We start from the raw sequence: 23,144 nt of genomic DNA on the forward strand, positions 1-23,144 counted from the left end.
TGCAAGCGAATCAGACAACTCGGTCCCACAGACAAAACACCCGGTTATCAATCCCCATCTCAAGGGATTGTTACCAAATCTGCCAAAGGTGTTTATCAAAACCCGCTCTGTTTACCCCCGCCCCATCTCCCTAAAATCCACCTCGCCAACAAGGCAAACGCGATTAACAACGATACAGCCCCCACGAAGGCCGTTAATCCAGCTCTCAAGTAATAACTGCAAACGATGAAGTTACACACGCAACCCCATAAAGGTTGCGTGACCCCACTCGACCTCAAAAAGGTAAATCTGAAATGAAAGCTTTATTGGTTCTGGCCCTCAGCAGTCTGTGCGCAACCGCCATGGCAGATGAGGTTCCGACTGATGTCGCGCAGCAACAACCGGTGATCGAGGAATACACTTACTCCACTCACCTGGACATCGCCAACGTTGTATCGATGAGTGAAATTCCCAACGTCTGCGAAGTAGTCCCTGCAAAAATGGAGTACGACGACTCCAAAGGCCAGCGCCACATCCTGCGTTACAGCGTCATGGGCAACGGCTGCACCAATTGATGATTCGAGACTGCACCGAATTGGATCTCTCAGCGCTTCATTGAGGGTCGATTCCAGCCCGACTTCGGTCGGGCTCAGTTGTGTTTGAAGTCATCAAAAATGCTTGCAAACCACTAGATGTAGTGAAAAACCGGTTTTTTTGTTCGTTTTTTGAGCAAATCGACAATTGCGAGATTTTTGCGAAAAAAAATCTATCCCCGGCAAAGCCCTGTAAACCCTCACTCTCGTCGAAAAACCACCCTCCTCGACCGCTCCATGCGCGGATTCGCCTCAGCACAGCCGTGTTTTTTTCCCTATAATGCCGCCCCATACGGGTCAGCAATATTCCCTTACAGGGAGCAAAAGCCATTCTGAAGCCCCGCAGCAGCGTTCAAAGCTGATTGCGCCCATCAGAGGCTCTCGGAACCCGTCAAAATTTCTGTTTATTTGCCTGCGTGCATCGCTGCAAAAAACGACATCCAACGCGGTCTGTACGACCGTGTGAAAAACCAACCAATCAGGTTTCACACGGGCACAGGCCCTCACGCAGGAGACGACACGTCATGCTGAGCTGGGACGAATTCGACAAAGAAGACAGTGAAGTAGCAACCGTGAAAGGCGCCAATGCCGGCCACGCTACTGAAGCCAACATGGACCGCCTCGACAACGCTGGCGGTGCCGCCGCGATCGAAGCTCGCGCCGTGACCGCCGACGACTCGGCCGCTGTCGCCCGCGCCAAGGCTGCACTGAACTCCCTCGACGTCGCCGAAGGCCTCGCCGAACTCGAAGGCGCCTCCGCCCGTGTCGCCGTTGACGAAAAGCGCATGATCAACTGCCGCGCCGACCTCAACCAACTCGTGCCATTCAAGTACGACTGGGCCTGGCAGAAATATCTGGACGGTTGCGCAAACCACTGGATGCCGCAAGAAGTCAACATGACCGCCGACATCGCCCTCTGGAAAGACCCGGAAGGCCTGACCGACGACGAGCGCCGCATCGTCATGCGCAACCTCGGCTTCTTCTCCACCGCCGACTCCCTGGTTGCCAACAACCTGGTACTGGCCGTGTACCGCCTGATCACCAACCCGGAATGCCGCCAGTACATCCTGCGCCAGGCGTTCGAAGAAGCGATCCACACCCACGCCTACCAGTACTGCATCGAATCGCTGGCCATGGATGAAGGCGAAATCTTCAACATGTACCACGAGATCCCATCGGTCGCCAAAAAGGCAGCCTGGGGCCTGAAGTACACCCGTTCGATCTCCGATCCGAAGTTCGAAACCGGCACCCCGGACACCGACAAAGAGTTGCTGCGCAACCTGATCGCCTACTACTGCGTTCTGGAAGGCATCTTCTTCTACTGCGGCTTCACCCAAATCCTCTCCATGGGCCGCCGCAACAAAATGACCGGCGTCGCCGAGCAGTTCCAATACATCCTGCGCGACGAATCCATGCACCTGAACTTCGGCATCGACGTGATCAACCAGATCAAAATCGAAAACCCACACCTGTGGGATGCCGAAATGAAGGAAGAAGCGACCCAGATGATTCTGCAAGGTACGCAGCTGGAGATCGAATACGCACGTGACACCATGCCTCGCGGCGTACTGGGCATGAACGCGGCGATGATGGAGGACTATCTGAAGTTCATCGCTAACCGTCGGTTGTCGCAGATTGGTTTGAAAGAGGAATATCCAGGGACGACTAACCCGTTCCCTTGGATGAGCGAGATTATGGACTTGAAGAAAGAGAAGAATTTCTTTGAGACTCGTGTGATCGAATACCAAACTGGTGGTGCGTTGAGCTGGGACTAATAGTCTCGCTCGGCACGATTTGACGATTGCGGTTTGAGTCGGCAAGTCGAGAAAGCAAAAAGCCCCGATCTGATCGGGGCTTTTTTATGGGCGATCGGTAAGCCTTTTTACGCCTACGTCACAGCGTTCAATCTCCTACAGCACTTACAGTCGCTTCCCATTGAAGCCTGCCACGAGCACTAATAAGCTCTATCGCAGGTGCCTAAGAAACGCCCAACGTAGAAAGCTTGGTCAGTGACACTGACGTGTAAATCGTCGGTGGCAACTGCTCTGCTCGTTGGGATTTCTTACGTCCGCTCTACGTTGGGTCAGGCCCTCCCAAAATTCCAAACGTAGAGGTCATAGATATGTCTAACCCATGCTCGGTAACCGTCTTCTCTCGCCACAACCTTTCTCTGCGTGCCCTTCTACTCGAAAACCAGCCATGGTTTTCCGCCCGCGATGTTGGCCGTTTGATGGGTTTCCATCTGAATGATCGGGTGGTCAACAAGCTAGATAGCGATCAACGCCGCGTCATGTGGATTGAGTACTTTCGAGAACCAGAACAGCATCTGATGCTTAGTGAATCCGGGGTTTATGCACTGTTGGTGTATCACTACGTACCGGGGAATCGGTTGTTGCGTGAGTGGCTGACCAATGAGGTAGTGCCGACCTTGCGCGATGCGCAGGATTCGGGAAATTCAAATCGGCCAATGTTGAGTTTGTTGGATTGGCCGGAGATGTCTTTGAGTTTGTTGCATTGGCAGGATGAAGGCTGGATTCGGCTGCGGGATATGCCTTACCTGTTGAACGATCAAAATCCACGACGAGCTTCTCTAGAGAAGCCCTGGTGGCGGAGGGTTACGCAGGTGTTTCAGTTCTCGAAGCACTCGATGGGTTAGGAACAAGTTTGTAGGACCGCGCAGGATTCGTCGTTATTTCCTGTAGGACTTTTCGTAGACAGATGTGATGGCCACTCAGTATCGTCCGAGGGTTTTCAACCCTCGGCGATTGTATGGACACGAAAAAAAGTAATAGCGATTGGAGTGACGTAGAGATTCAGGCGGCAGTCGACGCCTATCTCAAAATGCTGGCACGCGAGCAGAGCGGCCAGAAATTCGTCAAGACTGAGGAAAATCGAATCTTGCGTGAAGGCCCCTTAACCGGTCGGACTAAAGGCTCGGTCGAGTTTCGGATGCAGAACATCTCTACCGTGCTGGTAGAAATGGGTCGAACGCGTATTGAAGGCTACAAACCTGCCAAGAATGTTGGCGCGAATGTAGCGCGCAGCATCCTTAAGGCACTTGATGCTTCTACTGTTCTGACACTTGAAGATTCTGATCCAACGGCGGACGAAGCATTGCTTGAGCAACGCGCGGCTAAATTTGAGCGAAAGCAATTTGATTACGTCCCCAAAGGGATAAAAACACCAATCCAAACGACTTCCACTAGAAAGGTTTACTTTCGCGATCCTGAATTGAGGGGTTGGGTTCGTCAGCAAGCCAATGGAAAGTGCGAAGGTTGTGGCAAAGCAGCGCCATTTGAAAAGGATGGGAAACCGTTTTTAGAAGTGCATCACGTCAAGCACATGTCGCAAAAGGGTTCGGACCTTAAGACGAATGTTGTGGCGTTGTGTCCTAACTGTCACCAACGTTGCCACCATTCGGACGACAGAGAGACTTTCACTGCATGGCTGTATGACAACGTTGGAAGACTCGAAAAGGAATAATCGCGGTTTATCTGACTAACCGTATTTGCTGTTCTTGGGACTACTCCGCAGCCAAGCGGGAGCAAGCTCCTTCTCCACAGGGTGATGCGTGTCCTGCAATTGCGGTGTGAGTATTGAAATCTGATTGATGCCAAGAATCCCCAGCAGGCTGGCTCCCACAAATCCCGCATCATCCTGAAAACAATCAGTGCAACCCGCGCCGCCTCCCGCTATTAATACCCATCCCCCACTCAAGGATCCGAGCCCCACCATGAAATTCGATCTCGCCTACTGCCTCAGCCTCGACGACAAGTTGTCGATCTATGACGTTCGCGATCTCAATTTCGATGAGACGGTGGCGTTTGACTCTGCGAAGGAACACTTCCAGTGCCCCAACGATGCCTGTCGTTCGGCGTTCGAGGCTTCCAACGAGTTGGGCACGTTCAACGCTAAGAACGTGAATTACGTGCGCACGCCGCACTTCAAGAATCTGCCCACTACGCAGCATGTGGCGGGTTGTCCGTATGTGAGTTTGAAGGCTTCAGCGTCTGGCGTTGAGACGGCGGATGGAGAGGTGGATGACGGGCGTGAGGAACACTTTCCATCGGAGTTGTTGCTGACCCGGCGTGAGTATGTGCGCAAGCCTGTCGCGCCAGCGGGGGCGGCGGATGTGTTGCGGGATGATCCGGTGCGGGTGGCGGCGGACAGTGGTAAAGAGTCGGCGAATCGTGAGTCGGCGCCTGACAAGACCAGTGTGTTTGCGCATCCGGTGGAATGTTTTGTTTCCAACTTCGCGGACAAGGAGTTGCTTAAGCGGATGCCGTTGAAGGTCGGCGAGCATACGGCGCCGTACAGTTCGTTCTTCAAGAAGATCGAGTATCTGACGGACAACAAGGGGCTGATTTACTGGGGGCGGATCAAGAAGATCGAGGACTTCCACAGTGCCAGTTTTCGTATCGATTTCGAGGACAAGGTCTGGTTCAAGAAGCCCGAGGACAGTAAGAAGAAGCCGTATCCGGTCAGTGTTTATCTGAACAAGAAGCTGATCGACAACTACCGCAAGCGCAAGGCGTTTCTGGAAGAGATCAAGCACGCGGCGGATAGCGACAAGGCGTTGTTCTGTTTCTTCTATGGGGTGACGCCGGAGTTGAGGCAGGTGCCCGGCAAGAAGAACCCCGAAAAGCCTTTCGAGGTCTTCAATGCCAATATCGAGAACCTGGACCACTTCATTATTCGTGAAGCGCCGGGCCTGGAGTGACGGTTAGCCCTGGGGCAGTTGCAGTTTGACGGCGCCGGGGTGTTGTTTGACGAGGGAGTACGGCAGGATCGACCAGTCGGGTGAATCGCAGGCTCGTTCTATGCGGGCGAAGTACGCTCCGATGTACAAACCTTTTTCGGTGAAGTGCCAGTTGGAATAGCTCCAGTTGTCTTCATTGGTGAAGTCGCAACTGTCTTCATCTCCGCCTGCCGGTTTCTTCATTTCATCCGGGTACAGTGCGGTGAGCTGCTTTATTAGCCACGGCTTGAAGATTTCGCGTTGGTACTTTGAGCGCGCTGCGTCTTCGGCCTCGGTCAATGGCTGGTCACCGCCTCGGTAACGATCAGCGTGAAGGATTGGCTGACCCTCGCCCACCCAGAGCACGTCTTCGAGCGACAACGGATGGCCGGTTTTCACATCGATGTTAAGTGGTGAATCGCCGAAGTCCGGGTGCGCACCGCCGCAGTCGTAGCTGGTGGAGATGTTCAGGCTGATGACGCTGGGCGAGATAAATGTCGGGGTGACGTCCTGCAGGAATTCGGCGTAACCGCGACCTCGCAACTGGCAACCGTAGTAACTGATGGCCTCGTCCCACAAGCGCCCGAGCAACTGCTGGTTAACCCGTTGCAGATCTTCTTTTGGCATCCCGGATTCGATGCTGAACATGGACATCTTGGTATCAGGCTCTTCCCACCATTGCAGGGAGTAGCCCATGAAGTCCTGCTTTTTACCGGGTTTGAGTCTCAGTCCCTGAAGCCGTAGATATTCGTAGGGCTCGCTCTTGGGCAACTTGGCGATGTAGGGCAATGCATTCGCCGGCACTTCGGGAAGTGGCGTATCAGTGACGAGTACGGGCAACTTTTTGCCCTTCGGGTTTTGCCATTCGCCCTTCCAGCCGCCATCAATCTGTTGCAGTTTGAGGGTCGGTAATGGCTTGTCCGGGTCCATACGATTGCTGCCCTCTGTGAGCAGCAAGATGTCATTTTGATAGGTGCCGTTAAGCTCTAGATCGCGGTGAAATTTCTCATAAAAGTAGCGACCGGTGACTTGTCCCGGGTCACTAATATCGACTTCGAAGACGATCGGCATTTTGCCCAACGTGCCGGTGAACACCATCCGGTTGTTTTCAGCGTGTGCGGTGGATTGCAGCGAGAACAACACAGCGGCGCAGGTTGCCAGGCGCATCAGTCCCTTGAGCATTGATCGTTCCTTGAAAGAGGCGGAGGCCGCGCCGGCATTGGAGGGCCGGCGCGGATAAATTCGCGGCGATTATGGCGGGGTTACGCCTGGTAATCGAGAGTCTGCGCTTGAAAGATAACGCCACCTCAAGGCAGTTGCAGTGCAACCCCGCCCGGATGTTGTTTGACGATTGTGTACGGCAGAACGCTCCAGTCCACGAATCCGCAGACCGCCGCGACGTGGGCAAATGATGGCTCGAGCTTGATGCCCTGTTCCGTGAAGTACCAACCCGGATAATGCCAGGGATAATCCTCGTCGTAGCCGCAATCGTTTTCACCCTCAAGGGTGACGGTCATTTCGTTTGGGTAGAGTTTCAGCAACTGTGCGACCAACCAAGGTGCCAGTTCAGTGTTGCGGTAGTTCGACCACGCTGTCGAGGAGCCGGGTGAGCCCGCGGCGAAATCTTCATATTCCTCGTAGTGCAACGGCTTGCCCTGCCCCACCCACAAAACATCATCAAGGGTCAGAAGCTTGCCTGTCTTGGTATCGATGTTGAGCGCGTCGTGGCTTTGATCCGGATAGGCACCGCCACAGTAATAGTCCGATGAAATCCGCACACTCATCACTGTGGGCGACATCCACAGTGGCTGGCTCCACTGCGCATAACTTCCAGAACAGCCATAAGACGACAACACTTCGCCCCACAAACGCGCCATCAATTGTTGGTTAATAAGTCGACGGTCTTCGAGGGAGTAACCGGTCAACACTTCAAACAGAGAAGTGCCTGTCTTCGGCTCAGTCCACCACTGCAGCGTGTAGCCCATGAAGGTGTCGGTCTTGCCTTTTTTGAGGGTGACGCCCTGCAGTCGCAGATATTCGTAAGGATACTTGTCGTGAAGGATGGTGAAAAAGGGCAAGGCATCGTCGGGTACATCGGGGATGACGGCTGGTTCTAACTCGACCTTCAGGATTTTCCCAGCGGTACTCGTCCACTCGCCATACCAACCATGAGTTGTCGGCTGCAGACGAAGGGTCGGGCGCGAGTCTTCCATCCGCGAACCTTCTTCCAGCATCAGTGTTTCCCCGTCCAGGGCACCGTCGAGTGGCAGATCCTTGCGATACTTCTTATAGAAGTAACGACCGTCTCCAGTGCGAGTGTTTATTTCGAGGACGATGGCCGCTTTACCCAAGGTGCCGGTGTACACCTGCGCGCCGTTGTCGGCCCACGTTGCAGTCGAGACAAACAAGCCCGTCAGAAAAAGAACAGCGAAAAGGCGTAACAATCCTCGGAACATCACTTCATCCTTGAATAAACGAGCAACTGCCCGCCAAAAGAAGCTGCGGATTATGTCGAGGTTGCGCGGGGGAATCGAGCGCTGTCGCTTTCAACTCAAGCACATGCTGATCATCACCATCAGCAACAGCCCGATGTACACACGCGCATGCACCCGATCCGGGATTCGTCCAATCCATGGCTGGGCCAATCGAATCCCGATGAGCGAGCCAACCGTCAGCACCGCAAACGCGAGCAGATCCACATACCCGATAAACCACGCCCCCAGTTCTGCCTGACTGAACCCGGCCAACGCCATGTACGTCAGCGTCCCGGCCAATGCCACCGGCACACTTAAAGAATTGGCCATGGACGTCGCTTGCGACATGCTCAATCCGCAACGGCGCAACAGCGGTACGGTCATGACGCTGCCTCCTACACCGAGAAACGTCGCGATGGCGCCGATGCCTACACCACCTGCGGAAGTTTCCGTAGCGCCAAGTCGGCGTGGGATGACGCCTGCGTTCTGAGTGAGAAACCCGCGCCTGAGCAAGCAATCGACAATGGTTACACCGAGGTAGCCGATGAACGCATAGCGAATCACGTCGCCGCTGACCCACACAGCCGCTATTGCACCCACGATTGCGCCCACGCCGATAAACCCTCCCAACGGCCACAGGTAATGACGAATGAGATTGCCGGCGCGGCGGTGTTTGTCGGTGGCGATCAGGGCGTTGACGATCATCACGCAGGTCGAAGTGGCGACAGCGATGTGCATCGCCGATTGGCTGATCGGGTCGTCGGCGCCGTGGCTGGCGGTGAGCAGGCGATACAGCAGCGGCACCACGACGAAGCCGCCGCCGAAGCCGAACAGCACGGCGGTAATGCCGGTCAGGCAGCCGAAGAGGGTCAGCAGTAAATAGAACATGTCGAGGCGTCCGTAGTGGGAGAGCGGTCGACGATAGAGCGGCGCCGCTTGGCCTGCTTCAGCAACTCAGCCAATAATGTTTGCGTTTACGCCAACCACTGGGAAACACCTGATGCGCAATGTCTCGATCAATCTGCTGGATGACACACCGCGCGCGGTGGTGGCGATCGGTACGGATTATTCCCACGGTGACTTGCTGCCTTTTCACACGCATCGACGGGCGCAGTTGTTGTACGGCGCGACCGGGGTGATGCAAGTCAGCACCCATGACGGCAACTGGGTGGTGCCGCCGCAGCGCGCGGTGTGGATTCCGCCGGGGGTGGCGCATGAGGTGTTGATGCTTGGGGTCAGCACGCGCAGCTTGTACATCGAACCGGGTGCAGTGGATTTGGGGGCGCGCTGTCAGGTGATCAGCGTGTCGCCGTTGATGCGGCATTTGCTGATGGAGGCCGTGGAGGTACCGCTAACGTATGACCTCGGCGGGCGCGATGGTGTGTTGATTGATCTGTTGCTGCATGAATTGACGCGCAGTGCGCCGCTGCCGCTGCACATTCCGCTGCCGACTGACGGAAAGCTCCTGTCTCTGTGTCAGACCTTTCTGCATCAGCCGTACGCCCACCAATCACCACAGCAGTGGGCTGACCAATTACACATAAGCTTGCGTACCTTCAACAGACTGTTTCGCCAACAAACCGGGCTGAGCTTCAGGCAATGGCGGCAGCAGGCGTGCGTGGTCCTGGCGCTGGCGCGGCTGGCCTCGGGTGAAGCGGTGACGCGCATCGCGCTGGACTTCGGTTATGAAAGCCCGGCGGCGTTCTCGACGATGTTCCGGCGGATCCTCGGGCAGGCACCGTCCGTCTGGTTGGAGGCGGCGAATTAGCGCAAATCAAAAAATGCGTTTGATCCCGGCCGAAAACAACTGTACAAAAACACAGTACATTTTCAATCAGCACTCTTGAGCCCGGAGCACACCATGGCCTCTCTTGCGATGAACCACATCCTCGAACGCATTGCCCTTTTCCAGTTCACCCCGACGCACTGCATCCAGGCCCGAGCGATGCTGGGCTGGAGCGTGGAACAGCTCTCGCGGGAGGCTGAGGTTTCGGTTGAAGACATCCAACGCTTTGAAGCGCAGCAGGATGTCGCGGATGCGGCGCGACTGGCGCTGGCTTACCGGTTTGAGGCGCGGGGGATGGTGTTCTTTCCCGGGTTTGCCCCTGGGCGCTCGGTGAGCGTGGCTCGGGAATCGGCAGGGCATGCGGATTTTGCGATGGTTGATTAAACGCTGTGCCTGCGACGAATTTCTCAAGGCGAAAACGGCATCGTCCCGGAAGAACGATGCCGCTTTTATTAGCCGTTATTTGAACTCCGGATGCTGCAGTTCCAGCGATTCCTGTTCGTAGCTGTAAGCCATTGCCAGCAATTGTGGTTCACTCCAGCGCGGGCCAAAAAAGAACACGGAAGTCGGCAACCCATCGCCGTTCATACCCGATGGCAGAGTAATCGCGGGATAACTCGCGACAGCGGCAGAAAACTGTGAGAAACCGTCGTCTTCGGAAACCAAAGCATCGAGATTGTGCTCACGCAGTTGTTCGTCGATGGCCTCCTTGAAGGCCGCGTTAAGGGCTTCAATGATCGCCGTTGCTTCTTGATGAGTCGTCGATAGCGCATTGACTGCTTCCAGCATCGACTGAGCGTAGCCAGCATGGCCGGGATTGAGCGTGTTGAAGTCGATCAGTTCCTGCAACGACTGGACCTGCAGTCCGGTTCGACTGGCGAGATATTCGGGCAGTTCATGCTTCATACCGCCCATCAAACCGGTGAAGTAGTCCCCCATGTCGGGCAAGCGCATCGTCAGAGGAACAAGGGTCGCGCCCAGCTCTTGCATGGTGGCCATCGCCATCAGGAATTCAAAACTCGGCGTCAGCGGCGTGCCTTGGGAGCCTGTATACGCGATCGGGTAACCGATCCGCTTACCGTTCAAGGCATCGTTGGCGAGCAGCGCGGTGTAATCAATGCCCTGAGGCGCTCCCGCTGTGGCGGCATCAGCAGAGTCCATGCCTTGCAGCACGTTGAACATCATCGCGGCATCGCGAACAGAGCGGGTCAATGTGCCGGGAGTATCTTGCAGGCGCGTAATTGGCACGATACCGGACCGACTGAACAACCCCAGCGTCGGTTTGACCCCGACCACACCGTTGGCCGTTGCCGGGCAAGTAATCGAACCGTTGGTTTCGGTGCCGATGGAGAGCGGTGCGAAACCCGCTGCGACGGCAACCGCCGAACCGGAACTGGAACCACAGACGCCTTCACTCAACACATGTGGGTTTTTACTCTGACCGCCTCGGCCGCTCCAGCCATGGGGTAGCTCCATGTCACGCACATAAGCCCATTCGCTCATATTGGTTTTGCCCAATACGATCGCCCCCGCCTCACGCAGTTGTTCAACGATGAACGCATCCTTGCTCGCAGGCTGACCCACCATCGCCAAAGAGCCCGCGCTGGTTTGCAACATGTCCGCTGTATCGATGCTGTCTTTGAGCAGCACCGGAATGCCGTGCAGCGGGCCACGGATGTGGCCTTGCGCGCGCTCCTGATCAAGAGCCGTGGCGATTTCAACGGCTTGCGGATTCAACTCGATAATTGCGTTGAGAGTAGGGCCTTGTTTGTCCAGGCTCGCCATTCGCTCAGTCAAGTGCTCGACCAAGGCGACGGCGGTCAACTCATTGTCGGCCATCAGCTTGCCCAGTTCACTGACGCTTGCGTATTCCAGGGCATCGGCCGCAACGGCAACATTTATCGCGACCATCGGCAGAACGATGGCCAGCGCCAGTTTATTCACGCAGTGTTTGAAGAGGTGTTTCATGTTTATCGTCCTTGTTTAGGCTATGCACGGGTGAGTCATTCACTCGCGACACAGCCTAACGAGGACGTAGGAAAGAGCTGTCGGCAAAACAGACCACATGCAGTAGGAAAAGTCATCCTGACTCGTAGCCACTACAAAAGTAAGCGGATTTTTCCGACACAAAAAAGCGCTAATTCATATAGATAAACAGCCCATCCGCATCAGGATTCGCCCGGTGGAATGAGACTTCAGGCGCCCTGCACCACCGCCTCACTCTCCCCTTCAACCGCCAACCACCACGCCTCCCCGCGTTGCGGTTGAGCGATGTTAAACGCCTCACCCATCTGCGGCGTGGTAATGGAAATACTGCGTTCCCACGCCAGTGCCAGAATCCGGTCAAATGGTTCGTGCCAGGCGTGCATGGCCAGGTCGAAGGTGCCGTTGTGGATCGGGAAGAGCCAACGGCCCTTGAGGTCGATGTGCGCTTGCAGGGTTTCTTCGGGCTGCATGTGCACGTGCGGCCATTCGACGTTGTAGGCGCCGGTTTCCATCAGGGTCAGGTCGAAGGGGCCGTACTGTTCGCCGATGCGTTTGAAGCCGTCAAAGTAGCCGCTGTCGCCACTGAAGAAGATCCGCGTGTCGCCGTCGATCATTACCCATGACGCCCACAGTGAGCTGTTGCCATCGAACAGACCACGGCCGGAGAAGTGCTGCGACGGTGTGGCGACGAAGCGGATGCCGGCAATTTCGGCGCCCTGCCACCAGTCGTACTGGCGGACTTTGCTGGCATCGATGCCCCATTTAATCAGGGTGTCGCCGACGCCGAGCGGGGTCAGGAACAGGTTGGTTTTGGCGGCCAGCCTGAGCACGGCCTGATAATCGAGGTGGTCGTAATGGTTGTGCGACAGGATTACCGCTTCGATCGGTGGCAACTGGTCGATGCTGATCGGCGGCTGGTGGAAGCGTTTCGGCCCGGCCCACTGTACGGGTGATGCGCGCTCGGCAAAGACCGGGTCGGTGATAAAGAATTTGTCGCGCAGCTTCAGCAACAAGGTCGAGTGACCGAGGCGATAGACGCTGTGATTGGGCGCTGCCAGCAGTTCTTCCCGGGTCAACGCTTGCACCGGAATCGGCGCGGCGGGTCGGGTGTTGCGCGGTTTGTGGAAAATCATGTTCCACATGATCCGCAGCATTTTGCGTACGCCTTCGCGTTGCACAGGTGCGTGGTTGCGAAACAGCCCCTGATGCTGCCGCGAGGCTTCAGGCGTGGATGTGTTATCCGGGAGCGAAACTGGATTGGCCATGACTGAATGACTCCAGAAAAACCGCACAATTCGCGGTTTTTCCACGGTGGACGATAGATGGCCAAAGCTGCACGCATAGGCCGAACTGCTGTTTTTTAGGTTGCGAGGATTAACGCAACATTACACTGCTCGGTGTAGTTTCTAGGTTGCATCAAAGCGGATGACAAGTAAACTGCCAAGTGTAATTTCATCTTTTCTCTGCCGAAGCGTACTTATGACAGCTCCACAGCGCCTCACCGACCGTAAACGCGAAGCCATTATTCAGGCGGCGATTGCCGAATTCCGTGCCCACGGTTTCGAGATCACCAGCATGGACAAAATCGCGGCCACGGCCGGTGTGTCGAAGCGCACGGTGTACAACCATTTCCCCAGTAAAGAAGAGTTGTTCGCCGAAATTCTCAACCAGTTGTGGGCACGAATCAGCGCCGAGCAATCGGTGACCTACAACCGCGATCAGCCCTTGCGCGAGCAATTACGGCAGATGCTGCAGGCCAAGGTGCAGTTGATGGCTGACGAGAATTTTCTGACCCTGGCACGGGTGGCAATTGCGGCGACCATTCATTCACCGGAGCGCGCGCAGAACATGATCGAGCGCATGGGCGAGCGCGAAGAAGGTCTGACCGTGTGGATTCGCGCCGCGCAGGCCGATGGCCGCTTGAAACCGGTCGATCCGGAATTCGCCGCCCATCAAGTACAAGGTTTGCTCAAGACCTTTGGCTTCTGGCCACAGATGTCGATGGGCCGCGCAGCCCTCGATGTCGAGATGCAGAACACCGTCGCCGAATCGGCGCTGGAGATGTTTCTGGCCTGCTATCAGCTCTAAATCGCCCTCCACCTGTAACCCGCTCCCTGCCAGTTGCCGCTGTACGAGGCATGGAGGCTTGATGGAGCGATGGGTGAAGCATTGAATTCATGTTGTCATCCACAGGTGCCAGACTTGCGAGTGGGTCTGAGTATCGGTCTGGCGCGGTATCAGCCCTTGTACAAGGATGCCCTCGACTGGCTGGACGATGCCGACGAAGCGCTCTACACCCCCAAACATAAGGGCCGCAACACCATCAGCACTGCCTTGAGCCGTGCAGTGGCGGACAACGTCAGCGCCTAAAAAGTTATACAAAATTACAAATAATTACTTTCTTGTACAACTTTATGAAGTTTTGTATAAGTAGCCATCTGCCAGTTAAGGAATGCTGGCATTGAGCAGTCACCGCCGAATGCCGTCCGCGCATTCGGTCTGCCAGCGCGGAAATAGGGACTGAATCCTCGATCTTCCCCTTCTTCCAGAGTACTGCGAGCATGTTCTTCAATCGCCACAAATCCGTCATCGACGATCTTCAGCGCACCCTCACCGAACAAGCCGGCCTGCTCGATGCGATCAATCGCTCGATGGCGGTGATCGAGTTCGACCTCGATGGCGTGGTGCTGCGTGCCAATGACAACTTTCTCAAGACCATGGGTTACACCGCCGAACAAGCGATCGGCCAAGCGCATCGGCGCTTTTGCACGCCAGAGTTCGGCCGTAGTGCTCAGTACACTGATTTGTGGTCACGCCTGAAAAACGGCCAGTTTCAGTCCGGGACATTTGAACGGGTCGACGGCAAGGGTCAGCCGATCTGGCTGGAAGCCAGTTACAACCCGATCAAGGATGCCTCGGGACGGGTGGTGAAAGTGGTCAAGTACGCCATGGACGTGACCGCGAAGGTGCAGCAGGAAAGTGAGGCCAATGCCAAGTTGCAAGCGATTGACCGGGCAATGGCGGTCATCGAATTCAACCTCGACGGCAGTATTCTCACGGCCAATCAGAATTTTCTGACGCGCATGGGTTACACCCTCGCCGAGCTGAAAGGTAAACATCACCGTTTGTTCTGCACGCCGGCATTGGTCAATAGCAGCGCGTATGAGGATTTCTGGCGGCGTTTGAACCAGGGCGAGCTTTTCCAGGGTCAGTTCGAACGCGTGGATAAACGCGGGCAAACGGTGTGGCTCGAAGCCAACTACAACCCGGTTTACGACGCTGCCGGGCGCTTGTGCAAAGTGGTGAAATTCGCCTCCGACGTGACCGCCCGAGTCGAGCAACACGAACAGGACGCACGCAGTGCCAGCGCGGCGTATCACATCTCGGTGGCGACGCGAAAAGTCGCCGAACAAGGTACGCAGGTGATCCAGCAAGCCGCCAGTGAAATGCGTGAAATCGCCGAGGACATTGCCGAGTCTTCAACGCTGATTGCACAACTGGGTGAACGCTCCGAGCAGATCACCGCCATCGTCAACACCATCCGCGCGATTGCCGACCAGACCAACCTGCTGGCGCTCAACGCTGCGATCGAAGCAGCGCGCGCCGGTGAACAGGGTCGCGGTTTTGCCGTGGTCGCTGACGAAGTGCGGCAATTGGCGGCTCGAACCAGCGGCTCGACCGCGGAGATTTCCAGCATGATCGGGCTGATCCAGAACGAGACCCGCCAAGCCATCAAGAGTATGGAAGGCACCCGGGGGCGCGCGGCTGAAGGGGTCGAGTTGGCGAATCAGGCGGGCACGGTGATCTTGCAGATTCGTGATGGCGCCAGTGAGGCGGTGGATGCGGTGAGCATGTTTGCCAATGAGCGAGTGCCGGGTTAAGGCTTGTGCAAGGCAGGTAGACCGCGTCGTGGCCTTCGCGAGCAGGCTCGCTCCCACAGGGGTTAGGTTGATCACAATATTTGTGAATACCCCGGCTACCTGTGGGAGCGAGCCTGCTCGCGAAAGGGCCATGAGCTGCAATGCAGGACTATAGTGACTTTCAGTCCCAAGCCCTGCCGAGTGCATCATGACCACTGAAAAACCCGCAACACCGGAATCAGCTCCCGTCGATCACCTGCGCTTCCACCGCCGCCATGCCCACCTCAGCACCACCTTCGGCAATGACAAGTTCGCCCTGCGCGCCGAGGCGTTTGCGCGGTTCTTCGGCACGCCGATGTTTCTCGGCGCGCAAACCCTGATCGTGTTGTTGTGGGTCTGCCTCAACGCGTTTGGCGTGACCACCTTCGACGTTTACCCGTTCATCCTGTTAAACCTCGCTTTCAGCCTGCAATCGGCCTACGCCGCGCCGCTGATTCTGCTCGCACAAACCCGTCAGGCCGCCCGCGACAAGGCGCAAGCCGATGCCGATGCGCAACACCGTGAAGCGCTGGCACAGGCCAATACCGAGCGTCAGGCCCAAGCCGCGAAGAACACCGCGCAACTGCTTGAACTGCTGGAGCAGAACACCCGCCTGACCGAGATGACCAAAAACCTCACCGAGCGCATTGCCAACCTGACCAGCGAGCTGCACGATCACATGCGCCAGAACCCGCAGCGCTGATCACGGCAACCGCAGCGCCCGCCCCAACTCATCAAACAATGTCACCACCGAGCGCAAGGCCCGGCAATCCGGGCGCGTCAGCAGCCACAGTGCGGTGTCATAGCCGTGCAGCGGCTCGCTTAACGCCTGCAAACCGCCGGTGATCAGAAAGTCCGGTAACGCCGCCACGCCGAGGCCCGCGCGAACCAGCTCCGTCACCGACAACATGCTGTTGCAGCGATAGCCCGGTGTCACGCCGGGTAGATGCTGGCGACGCCAGGCAATCGTCGGATGATCGGGGAGAAAGTCATCCGGGGCGATCCACGTCAGCGCCGCCAGATCCGACGCATCAACGTTCTGCAGATAACCCGCACTGGCGCAGACCCGGTAGGAAATCTTCGCCAGTTGCCTTCCGACCAGATGCTCGGGCGGTGTGCGCGTGAGACGCAGGGCAATGTCGGCATCGCGGCGGCTGAGGTTGGCGAAATCGTTGGAGGTGCTGAGCTCAATGGTCAGCGCTGGGTAATTGGGCATGAACTGCGCCAGTGCTGGCAGCAGCAAACTCTGCAGCACCGAATCGGTACAGGTCAGACGCACCGTGCCGCTGACCACTTCGCCGCCCTGCTCCACGCCAATGCGCGCGGCCTCTAGTGCTTGCTCGGCGCGTTCGGCTTGCTCGGCCAGTGTCTGCGCGAGAGTTGTTGGTAAATAGCCGGCGCGGCTTTTTTCGAACAGTTGCTGACCGAGTGCGGCTTCGAGACGGCGCACGGCGCGAAACACCGTCGATACGTCGACCTTCAACAGCTGCGAAGCGCGGGCCAGAGAGCCGCCGCGCACCAAGGCCAGAATCAGGGCAAGATCGGGGTAGTCGAGCTGATAGTGCGTGGCTGCATTGATCACTTGGGGAAACGCCCATATTGAGTGCGTGAACGCCAATCTATAGTGAGTGCCATCAATCAACAAGCGCAGGGAACCCCCATGGAAAACAGCGCCATCCGTATCGCCCTGATTGGCGATTACGACCCGCAGGTCACCGCTCACCAAGCCATTCCCGTCGCCCTCGGGCTGGTCGCCGAACACCTCAACCGCAACGTGCAATTGGAATGGTTGCCCACCGAGCAGATCCACGCCGATACGCCGCTCGAGCGGTTCGACGGTTTCTGGTGCGTCCCCGCCAGCCCTTACAAAAGCGAAGCCGGCGCACTGCGGGCGATCCGTTTTGCCCGCGAACAGCAGCGGCCTTTCCTCGGTACCTGTGGCGGTTTTCAGCATGCGGTGCTGGAGTTTTCCCGCAACGTGTTGGGTTGGGAGGATGCGGAACACGGTGAAACATCGCCCGACTCTGAACGCGCGGTACTCACGCCGTTGACCTGTTCGCTGGTCGAAGCGGTCGACAGCATTCACTTGGTTCCCGACTCGTTGATCGCCAAGGCGTACGAAACGTCGCAGATTCGTGAAGGCTATCGCTGCCGCTTCGGTGTGAATCCGCTGTTCGAACAGCAACTGTTGAACGATCGTCTACAGGCAGTGGGGCATGATTCGTCAGGGGATTTACGCGCGATTGAACTCAAGGAGCACTGCTTCTTTGTCGCGACGTTGTTTCAACCGGAACGTGCGGCGCTTAAAGGGTTGATGCCGCCGCTGGTGCGGGCGTTTGTTGAAGCTTGTGGGGAGTTACGTTTATGACTGATTGCTTTGCGGTGATTTTTACTTCGACTCGAACCGAAGGTGACAACGGCTATGCCGAGGCGGCCGAGCGCATGGCTGCGTTGGTCAGTGAGCAGCCGGGGTTTCTTGGGGTGGAGTCGGTTCGTGGGGCGGATGGCGTCGGGATTACGGTGTCGTATTGGGAGAGCGAGGCAGCGATTCTGGCGTGGCGGCAGAACCCTGAACATCAGGTGATTCAGGCCCGTGGGCGTTTGGAGTGGTATTCGGCGTTTCATACGCGGGTGTGCAAGGTTGAACGCGAGTATCGGTTCGGGCCATAAAATGGCGGCGCATTGGCGGCCGCCTTCGCGAGCAGGCTCGCTCCCACAGGGGATTTGTGATCGACGCAGATCCAATGTGGGAGCGAACCTGCTCGCGAAGAGGCCCTCACCCTCACAGCAAATCTTCAGCCCCGCACCAGACTACGCACCGCCACAATCTCCGGCACCTCAACCTTGCTCATATAAACGCGCAACGGCTCGGTGATGTTGATCCGGTCATCAATATTCTGATCCAGCAACAACTGAATCAACTCGCGTTTAAGCGTCATGGTCTGCGCTGTCGCCGGCGCCCAGACGAATTCATTCACAGGAATAATGCCGTCATCGGCCACGTCCATGCCGAACGAATCTTCGCTGAAACGCACGATGTATTGACCGGTTTTGCGGTTGAGGCCGACAAAACCCTTGAGATCGTCGGCAGCCTGGCAGATGAGTTGGGAGGTGATGCGCATGGTAAACCTCACGAAAAATGATCGATGGTTTACACGCAGGGCAACAGAGCGGCGCGCCCTCTGCCGGGACGTCTGCCGAGGTCAAGCGTACTGCAAACCGCGCCACAAAAGTGCAGGAAAAATCGCTTTTAATACGTTTATGTCGGTCCTGCGATAGCACCCGAGCGATTCAGTTGTTAAAAGGTAGGTCTTTGAAAATGCCCTGCGAAAGGAACTCGAACATGCCCGCTACTTTCACCAAAAGTGCTCTGGTCCTGAGCCTGCTGCTCGGCCTCGGTCAGGCGCACGCCGCCAGCCAAACCGATCCGAAAGCGCTCGCTGCCGCCAACGGCATCCCGCACCCGGCGGTGATCGCCCACCGTGGCGCGTCTTTCGATGCACCGGAATCCACTGCGGCGTCTTACAAACTGGCTCGTGACCTGGGCGCCGATTACCTGGAAATGGACTTGCAGCGCAGCAAGGACGGCGTGCTGTTCGCCCTGCACGACGACAACCTGCAACGCACCACCGACGTTGCGACCAAATTCCCGGAGCGCAAGGACGCCTCGGCCACCGCGTTTACCATGGCCGAACTGAAAACCCTCGACGCCGGCAGCTGGTTCAACGCCAAGTACCCGGATCGCGCGCGCCCGTCCTACGCTGGGCTGAAGATTCTGACCCTCGATGAAATCATCGACATCGCCCAGGCCAACCCGCAACACAAGCCGGGCCTGTACATCGAGACCAAAGAGCCGCAACTGTTTCCCGGGATCGAGAAAGACCTGAAAGAGAAGCTGCAGGATCGTGGCTGGCTGAGCCCGGCCGGTTCGAAACTGGCGAAAAGTGCGCTGGGTGTTGGTCAGGGTAAAGGCAAGGTGATCCTGCAAACATTCGAGAAAAACAGCCTCGAACTGCTGGAAAAAGAAATGCCGCAAGTGCCGAAAATCCTCCTGTTGTGGGTCGGCGAAGGCAGCATCGAGCCGAAATCGAAAGTGACGTTTGCCGAATCCGGCGAGAAAGACAAAAACGTTTTCTACGGCAAGCAAGAGCCGAAGTCCGAAGCCGAATTCAAACAATGGGTGGATTACGCCAAGGCCCAGGGTGCAATCGGCACCGGCCCTTCGGCGAAGCTGACCAAGGGCGGCGACCAGAGCTACTCGGATCTGGTGCAACCGTGGATGAACCAGTACACCCACGATCAAGGCTTGCTGGTGCACGTCTACACCGTTGATGAACCGTTAGATTTCGAGAAAGTCATGGCAGCCGGTGTCGACGGCATCTTCACCAACCGTGCCAGCGAACTGTTGAAATTCTACAAACGCCCGGCGGCTGGCACTGTTGATCAGGTGTTGAAGAGCAACGGTTTCTGATCTGAAATCGAGGCGCCTATATCGCGGGCAAGCCACGCTACCAGAGGTTCTGTGCAGGTGCATGGCTTGCCCGTTTTGTTTGGGTGCGGGGTTTTAAGGGTGAGTTAAGTTGTGCCGGTTAACCTGAGGCCACTTAAACGAATCACCCCAAGGAACGAACCGATGAAAACTTTGACTGCCCTGTTTACCGCCGCTGCCCTGACTCTTACCGCTGGCCTGGCCCAGGCTGATGTCCGCGTCGACCAGATTCCTGAACTGGTTAAGTCGGGCAAGATCAAGTCGCTGGAGTCGATGAACGCCGAAGCGCTGAAACTGCATCCGGGTGCGACTATTACTGACACGGATCTGGACAACCACTTCAATGGTTATGAGTATGAAGTTGAGCTGAAGACAGCTGATGGTAAAGAGTTTGATGTGGACTTTGATGCGACCACTGGCAAGGTGCTGAGCAACAAGCAAGACACTTGATTGAACGCACTATCAAAAGCCGCACGATTGAAAGATCGTGCGGCTTTTTTGTGTTCGGCTTTTTTTATTGGTTGTCAGTGAGATTTTCTCCCCCTCACCCCAGCCCTCTCCCCCAAGGGGGCGAGGGGGAAAGGGAGCAGATCGGGGGCTATTCAAGGCCTGAGTTCGACTCGCAATCTTGCAGCCGACAAGAAAACACCAAAGACCTGAGTGCACCTCGATATTTCAGGTCGGCGTACCTCGAATAATCACCGCGGTCAGTCCCCTCTCCCTCTGGGAGAGGGCTAGGGTGAGGGGAAAGGGCATCACGCCGAGGTGCTGACCAACGAGCCCGAAGTGCTCGAGTCGGAATCCTGCAACGCCTGCAACAGCGAGGCAGTGGCGGTGGACAGGGACGCCGAGGTAGCGGTGATCTGCGCTTGTGCGGCGGCTACTTCCGCAACCTTGGCATCCGAACTTTCCTGCTTCGCCTGCGCCGCTTGCAACGCCTGCTGTTCTTCCTGCAATTGCTTTTGCAACTCGGCAATCTGCTTGCGCAATTCCTTCACCGAATCCGATTCTTCACTGCTGCTGGAACTGCTGTCACCCGCCGGAGCGGCCCCTCCACCGGCGGCGACTTTATCGCTATCGGCAGTCGCACCCGTGCTGGCGGTTGCTGAGGTAGACGTGTCGTCACCAACGTCACTGATCGACGTTTTGCTGGTCGGTGCGCTGACGGTCTGATTGATCGAAACAGAAGTGATGCTGACCATGAAAAGGCTCCAATGCCGGTTATAGATAACCGGTCATCGACCATGGCCGCAGGTAATTGAGATCGACTGTGTACCGACTCGGTATCCGAACCGGTACACAGTCGATGGCGTCAGGCGCTCAGGCGCGCGGTGACTTCGTTCAGTTGCCCGGACAGACCGTGCAGGTTCTGGCTGGCACTTTCGGTGCGCTGCACGTTGTCGAGGTTGGTGCTGGCGATCGAAGTGATCTCGGTGAGGTTGCGCGAGATGTCCTCGGCCACCGAGGTCTGCTCTTCGGCAGCGGTAGCGATCTGACGGTTCATGTCGCGGATCGCTTCTACGGCGTGAGTAATGCGTTCCAGCATCGCGCCCGCCTGGGTCACCTGCTCGACACTTTCTTCGCTACGCGTCTGGCCGCTGTCGATGGCTTGTGCGGCGTCCACCGCACCGGTTTGCACGCTCTGAATGATCTGGTTGATCTCGATGATCGACTCGGCAGTGCGCTGTGCGAGATTGCGCACTTCATCGGCAACCACCGCAAAACCACGCCCGGCCTCACCGGCCCGCGCCGCTTCAATCGCAGCGTTGAGCGCCAGCAGGTTGGTCTGTTCGGCGATGCCACGAATCACTTCCAGCACTTTGCCAATGCGGCCGCTGTCGGCTTCCAGACGACGAATCACCGTGGCGGTGTTGGCGATTTCACCGCGCATCTGGGTGATCGAGTGAATGGTGCTCTGCATGACCTTCTCACCCTGCTGGGCAGACTGGTCGGCATCGTCCGCAGCACGCGCGGCATCGGCAGCGTGACGCGCCACTTCTTGGGCGGTGGCGGACATTTCGTTCATCGCCGTGGCCACTTGATCGGTGCGGTTGAACTGCTCGTTGGTGCCGCCGGCCATGGTCGTGGCGATCGCATTCAACTCACCGCTGGCGCTGTCCAGATCACTGGCGCTGCGCTGCAAACGGGTGAAGGTGTCGGCGAGGAAATCGCGCAGGGTATTGGCCGCTGCGGCGAGGTTGCCCAGTTCATCCTGACGGTCGCTGACCACACGTTCGGCCAGTTTGCCGCGGCTCAATTGGGTGACGTAATCGATGAGTTTGCGGATCGGATCGACCAGGTTGCGGTTGACCAGCCACAGGCTGAGCAGGCCGATCAACAGGCCCGACGCGAGCATCACCAGCAGCCCCAGCCACACGGTGCGATCGGCCTCGGCACTGATCAGCGCCGACTGTGCACTACCCTGCTTGCGCAACTCAGCGACCAGTTCGCTCATCTGATCACTGGCGGCACGGTCAACGCCTTTGACCGCCGCGTCACCCGCCGCCGGATCACCACCGGCAGCCACGTAGGCATCGCGTCCCTTCTGATAGGCGCTACCCAGTTGACGGTGTTCGTCGCGCAGGCGTTCGATGCGCGATTTCAGACTGGGCTCAATGCCTTTCTGCCCGGCCAGTTCACCAAGGATGTTCTGTACATCGCGCTGCCGGTCTTCGAACTGGCCCCAGTACTTGGCCAGATCCGCCGGTTGTTTGCCGCGCAGCAGGACGTTTTTCCACTCCTGCACCTGCACCTTGAATTGCAGGTTGGCTTCGTCGATCAGTTGCGAGGTGTGCAGGGGACCGGCGATCAACTGGCTGTAGCTTTGCACGCCGTTGGAGAGGAAATGAAAACAGGCCAGCGCAATCAACAGCACCGCCAGCAAGCTGCCGCTCAGCAGGGCGAGGATTTGCGCTCTCAGGGATTTTTGCAGCATCGAAAGATACTCAGGACAAGAATGAGGCACGCCCGGTAAGGCGTGAAATTGTGCCGGACATCCATGTCGGCGAGCCTTGGCTCATGGCCAATGGCGCGCAACCTAACGCAACTGTGATCGGCGCGCCAGAGCGCTTCTTGAAGAAAATCCGACCGTCGGTAAGTCGCTGATTTGACGTCACTTTACTGTCATATAAATGTCATGTGACATTGCGATGATGCGGCTCAGTGAACCTGCCATTTGCGCGACCGACGCACCCTCCTCG

At 57.1% G+C, this 23,144-nt stretch carries 23 protein-coding genes and 2 pseudogenes; 16 read left to right on the forward strand and 9 right to left on the reverse strand.

The window, feature by feature from the left end; all coding sequences use genetic code 11:
• The first annotated feature begins 293 nt into the window (after window positions 1-293).
• The 5 genes from AC5SEM_RS18530 to AC5SEM_RS18550 all read left to right on the forward strand — a co-directional run bounded on the left by AC5SEM_RS18530 (window position 294) and on the right by AC5SEM_RS18550 (window position 5,292).
• Window positions 294-554, forward strand: coding sequence for a DUF2790 domain-containing protein (locus AC5SEM_RS18530; RefSeq protein WP_008084846.1), 261 nt, complete (start codon window positions 294-296; stop codon window positions 552-554).
• 542 nt (window positions 555-1,096) lie between these two features.
• Window positions 1,097-2,347: a ribonucleotide-diphosphate reductase subunit beta gene (locus AC5SEM_RS18535; protein ID WP_008084848.1), complete on the forward strand. Its 1,251-nt coding sequence runs from the start codon at window positions 1,097-1,099 to the stop codon at window positions 2,345-2,347.
• Between the two features lie 347 nt (window positions 2,348-2,694).
• A complete protein-coding gene (locus AC5SEM_RS18540) occupies window positions 2,695-3,228 on the forward strand; it encodes a BRO-N domain-containing protein (RefSeq protein ID WP_495470982.1) in 534 nt (177 codons plus the stop codon).
• Between the two features lie 113 nt (window positions 3,229-3,341).
• On the forward strand, window positions 3,342-4,055 hold the full coding sequence (locus AC5SEM_RS18545) for an HNH endonuclease (RefSeq protein ID WP_495470983.1): 714 nt from the start codon (window positions 3,342-3,344) through the stop codon (window positions 4,053-4,055).
• Window positions 4,056-4,305: 250 nt separating this feature from the next.
• Window positions 4,306-5,292: a hypothetical protein gene (locus tag AC5SEM_RS18550; protein WP_495470984.1), complete on the forward strand. Its 987-nt coding sequence runs from the start codon at window positions 4,306-4,308 to the stop codon at window positions 5,290-5,292.
• Between the two features lie 3 nt (window positions 5,293-5,295).
• Here the strand turns inward: AC5SEM_RS18550 and AC5SEM_RS18555 are convergent, their stop codons facing one another.
• From AC5SEM_RS18555 to AC5SEM_RS18565, 3 genes are all read right to left on the reverse strand, one after another.
• On the reverse strand, window positions 5,296-6,492 hold the full coding sequence (locus AC5SEM_RS18555; protein ID WP_495470985.1) for a hypothetical protein: 1,197 nt from the start codon (window positions 6,490-6,492) through the stop codon (window positions 5,296-5,298).
• A 125-nt stretch (window positions 6,493-6,617) separates the two neighbouring features.
• Window positions 6,618-7,766 carry a hypothetical protein gene (locus AC5SEM_RS18560; protein ID WP_495470986.1) on the reverse strand — a complete coding sequence of 383 codons (1,149 nt, stop codon included), beginning with the start codon at window positions 7,764-7,766 and terminating at the stop codon, window positions 6,618-6,620.
• Between the two features lie 90 nt (window positions 7,767-7,856).
• Window positions 7,857-8,672 carry a sulfite exporter TauE/SafE family protein gene (locus AC5SEM_RS18565; protein ID WP_495470987.1) on the reverse strand — a complete coding sequence of 272 codons (816 nt, stop codon included), beginning with the start codon at window positions 8,670-8,672 and terminating at the stop codon, window positions 7,857-7,859.
• A 112-nt stretch (window positions 8,673-8,784) separates the two neighbouring features.
• Here AC5SEM_RS18565 and AC5SEM_RS18570 point away from each other — a divergent pair, with 112 nt between their 5' ends.
• Together AC5SEM_RS18570 and AC5SEM_RS18575 are read left to right on the forward strand one after the other, a co-directional pair.
• Window positions 8,785-9,552, forward strand: coding sequence for an AraC family transcriptional regulator (locus tag AC5SEM_RS18570; RefSeq protein WP_495470988.1), 768 nt, complete (start codon window positions 8,785-8,787; stop codon window positions 9,550-9,552).
• A 93-nt stretch (window positions 9,553-9,645) separates the two neighbouring features.
• A complete protein-coding gene (locus AC5SEM_RS18575) occupies window positions 9,646-9,954 on the forward strand; it encodes a helix-turn-helix domain-containing protein (RefSeq protein WP_495470989.1) in 309 nt (102 codons plus the stop codon).
• Window positions 9,955-10,029: 75 nt separating this feature from the next.
• Here the strand turns inward: AC5SEM_RS18575 and AC5SEM_RS18580 are convergent, their stop codons facing one another.
• On the reverse strand, window positions 10,030-11,538 hold the full coding sequence (locus AC5SEM_RS18580; RefSeq protein ID WP_495470990.1) for an amidase family protein: 1,509 nt from the start codon (window positions 11,536-11,538) through the stop codon (window positions 10,030-10,032).
• Window positions 11,539-11,765: 227 nt separating this feature from the next.
• The gene (locus AC5SEM_RS18585; RefSeq protein ID WP_495470991.1) at window positions 11,766-12,821 is read right to left on the reverse strand and encodes an MBL fold metallo-hydrolase; all 1,056 of its coding nucleotides are present in this window, start codon (window positions 12,819-12,821) and stop codon (window positions 11,766-11,768) included.
• A gap of 214 nt (window positions 12,822-13,035) precedes the next feature.
• Here AC5SEM_RS18585 and AC5SEM_RS18590 point away from each other — a divergent pair, with 214 nt between their 5' ends.
• From AC5SEM_RS18590 to AC5SEM_RS18610, 5 genes and pseudogenes are all read left to right on the forward strand, one after another.
• A complete protein-coding gene (locus AC5SEM_RS18590; RefSeq protein ID WP_495470992.1) occupies window positions 13,036-13,644 on the forward strand; it encodes a TetR/AcrR family transcriptional regulator in 609 nt (202 codons plus the stop codon).
• Window positions 13,645-13,764: 120 nt separating this feature from the next.
• Window positions 13,765-13,926, forward strand: a complete 162-nt coding sequence (locus AC5SEM_RS18595; RefSeq protein WP_495473483.1) for a diguanylate cyclase domain-containing protein — start codon at window positions 13,765-13,767, stop codon at window positions 13,924-13,926.
• A 281-nt stretch (window positions 13,927-14,207) separates the two neighbouring features.
• A pseudogene (locus AC5SEM_RS18600) lies at window positions 14,208-14,891 on the forward strand (PAS domain-containing protein); the annotation flags it as partial.
• A gap of 108 nt (window positions 14,892-14,999) precedes the next feature.
• Window positions 15,000-15,437 (forward strand): annotated as a pseudogene (locus AC5SEM_RS18605) (methyl-accepting chemotaxis protein); the annotation flags it as partial.
• A gap of 187 nt (window positions 15,438-15,624) precedes the next feature.
• A complete protein-coding gene (locus tag AC5SEM_RS18610) occupies window positions 15,625-16,158 on the forward strand; it encodes a DUF1003 domain-containing protein (protein ID WP_495470993.1) in 534 nt (177 codons plus the stop codon).
• On the opposite strand, the gene AC5SEM_RS18615 is transcribed toward AC5SEM_RS18610, so the two are convergent.
• Window positions 16,159-17,100, reverse strand: coding sequence for a LysR family transcriptional regulator (locus tag AC5SEM_RS18615; RefSeq protein ID WP_495470994.1), 942 nt, complete (start codon window positions 17,098-17,100; stop codon window positions 16,159-16,161). It lies immediately after the preceding gene.
• A 15-nt stretch (window positions 17,101-17,115) separates the two neighbouring features.
• On the opposite strand from AC5SEM_RS18615, the gene AC5SEM_RS18620 reads away from it, so the two are divergent.
• Entirely contained in the window at window positions 17,116-17,823 is a 708-nt protein-coding gene (locus AC5SEM_RS18620) for a CTP synthase C-terminal region-related (seleno)protein (RefSeq protein ID WP_495470995.1), read from the forward strand.
• Window positions 17,820-18,125, forward strand: coding sequence for an antibiotic biosynthesis monooxygenase family protein (locus AC5SEM_RS18625; protein WP_495470996.1), 306 nt, complete (start codon window positions 17,820-17,822; stop codon window positions 18,123-18,125). The genes AC5SEM_RS18620 and AC5SEM_RS18625 overlap by 4 nt, the downstream gene beginning before the upstream one ends.
• A gap of 125 nt (window positions 18,126-18,250) precedes the next feature.
• Here AC5SEM_RS18625 and AC5SEM_RS18630 read toward each other — a convergent pair whose 3' ends face one another.
• Complete coding sequence (locus AC5SEM_RS18630) at window positions 18,251-18,577, reverse strand: DUF2025 family protein (protein WP_108227136.1); 327 nt, start codon at window positions 18,575-18,577, stop codon at window positions 18,251-18,253.
• 221 nt (window positions 18,578-18,798) lie between these two features.
• Here AC5SEM_RS18630 and AC5SEM_RS18635 point away from each other — a divergent pair, with 221 nt between their 5' ends.
• The gene (locus tag AC5SEM_RS18635; protein WP_495470997.1) at window positions 18,799-19,926 is read left to right on the forward strand and encodes a glycerophosphodiester phosphodiesterase; all 1,128 of its coding nucleotides are present in this window, start codon (window positions 18,799-18,801) and stop codon (window positions 19,924-19,926) included.
• Window positions 19,927-20,088: 162 nt separating this feature from the next.
• Window positions 20,089-20,394 (forward strand): PepSY domain-containing protein, encoded by a 306-nt coding sequence (locus tag AC5SEM_RS18640; RefSeq protein WP_007917758.1) that lies wholly within the window; start codon window positions 20,089-20,091, stop codon window positions 20,392-20,394.
• 305 nt (window positions 20,395-20,699) lie between these two features.
• On the opposite strand, the gene AC5SEM_RS18645 is transcribed toward AC5SEM_RS18640, so the two are convergent.
• Window positions 20,700-21,146: a hypothetical protein gene (locus AC5SEM_RS18645; protein ID WP_495470998.1), complete on the reverse strand. Its 447-nt coding sequence runs from the start codon at window positions 21,144-21,146 to the stop codon at window positions 20,700-20,702.
• A gap of 110 nt (window positions 21,147-21,256) precedes the next feature.
• Complete coding sequence (locus AC5SEM_RS18650) at window positions 21,257-22,879, reverse strand: methyl-accepting chemotaxis protein (RefSeq protein ID WP_495470999.1); 1,623 nt, start codon at window positions 22,877-22,879, stop codon at window positions 21,257-21,259.
• Window positions 22,880-23,144: the final 265 nt, after the last annotated feature.

Source organism: Pseudomonas sp. CH61 (genome assembly GCF_059429415.1).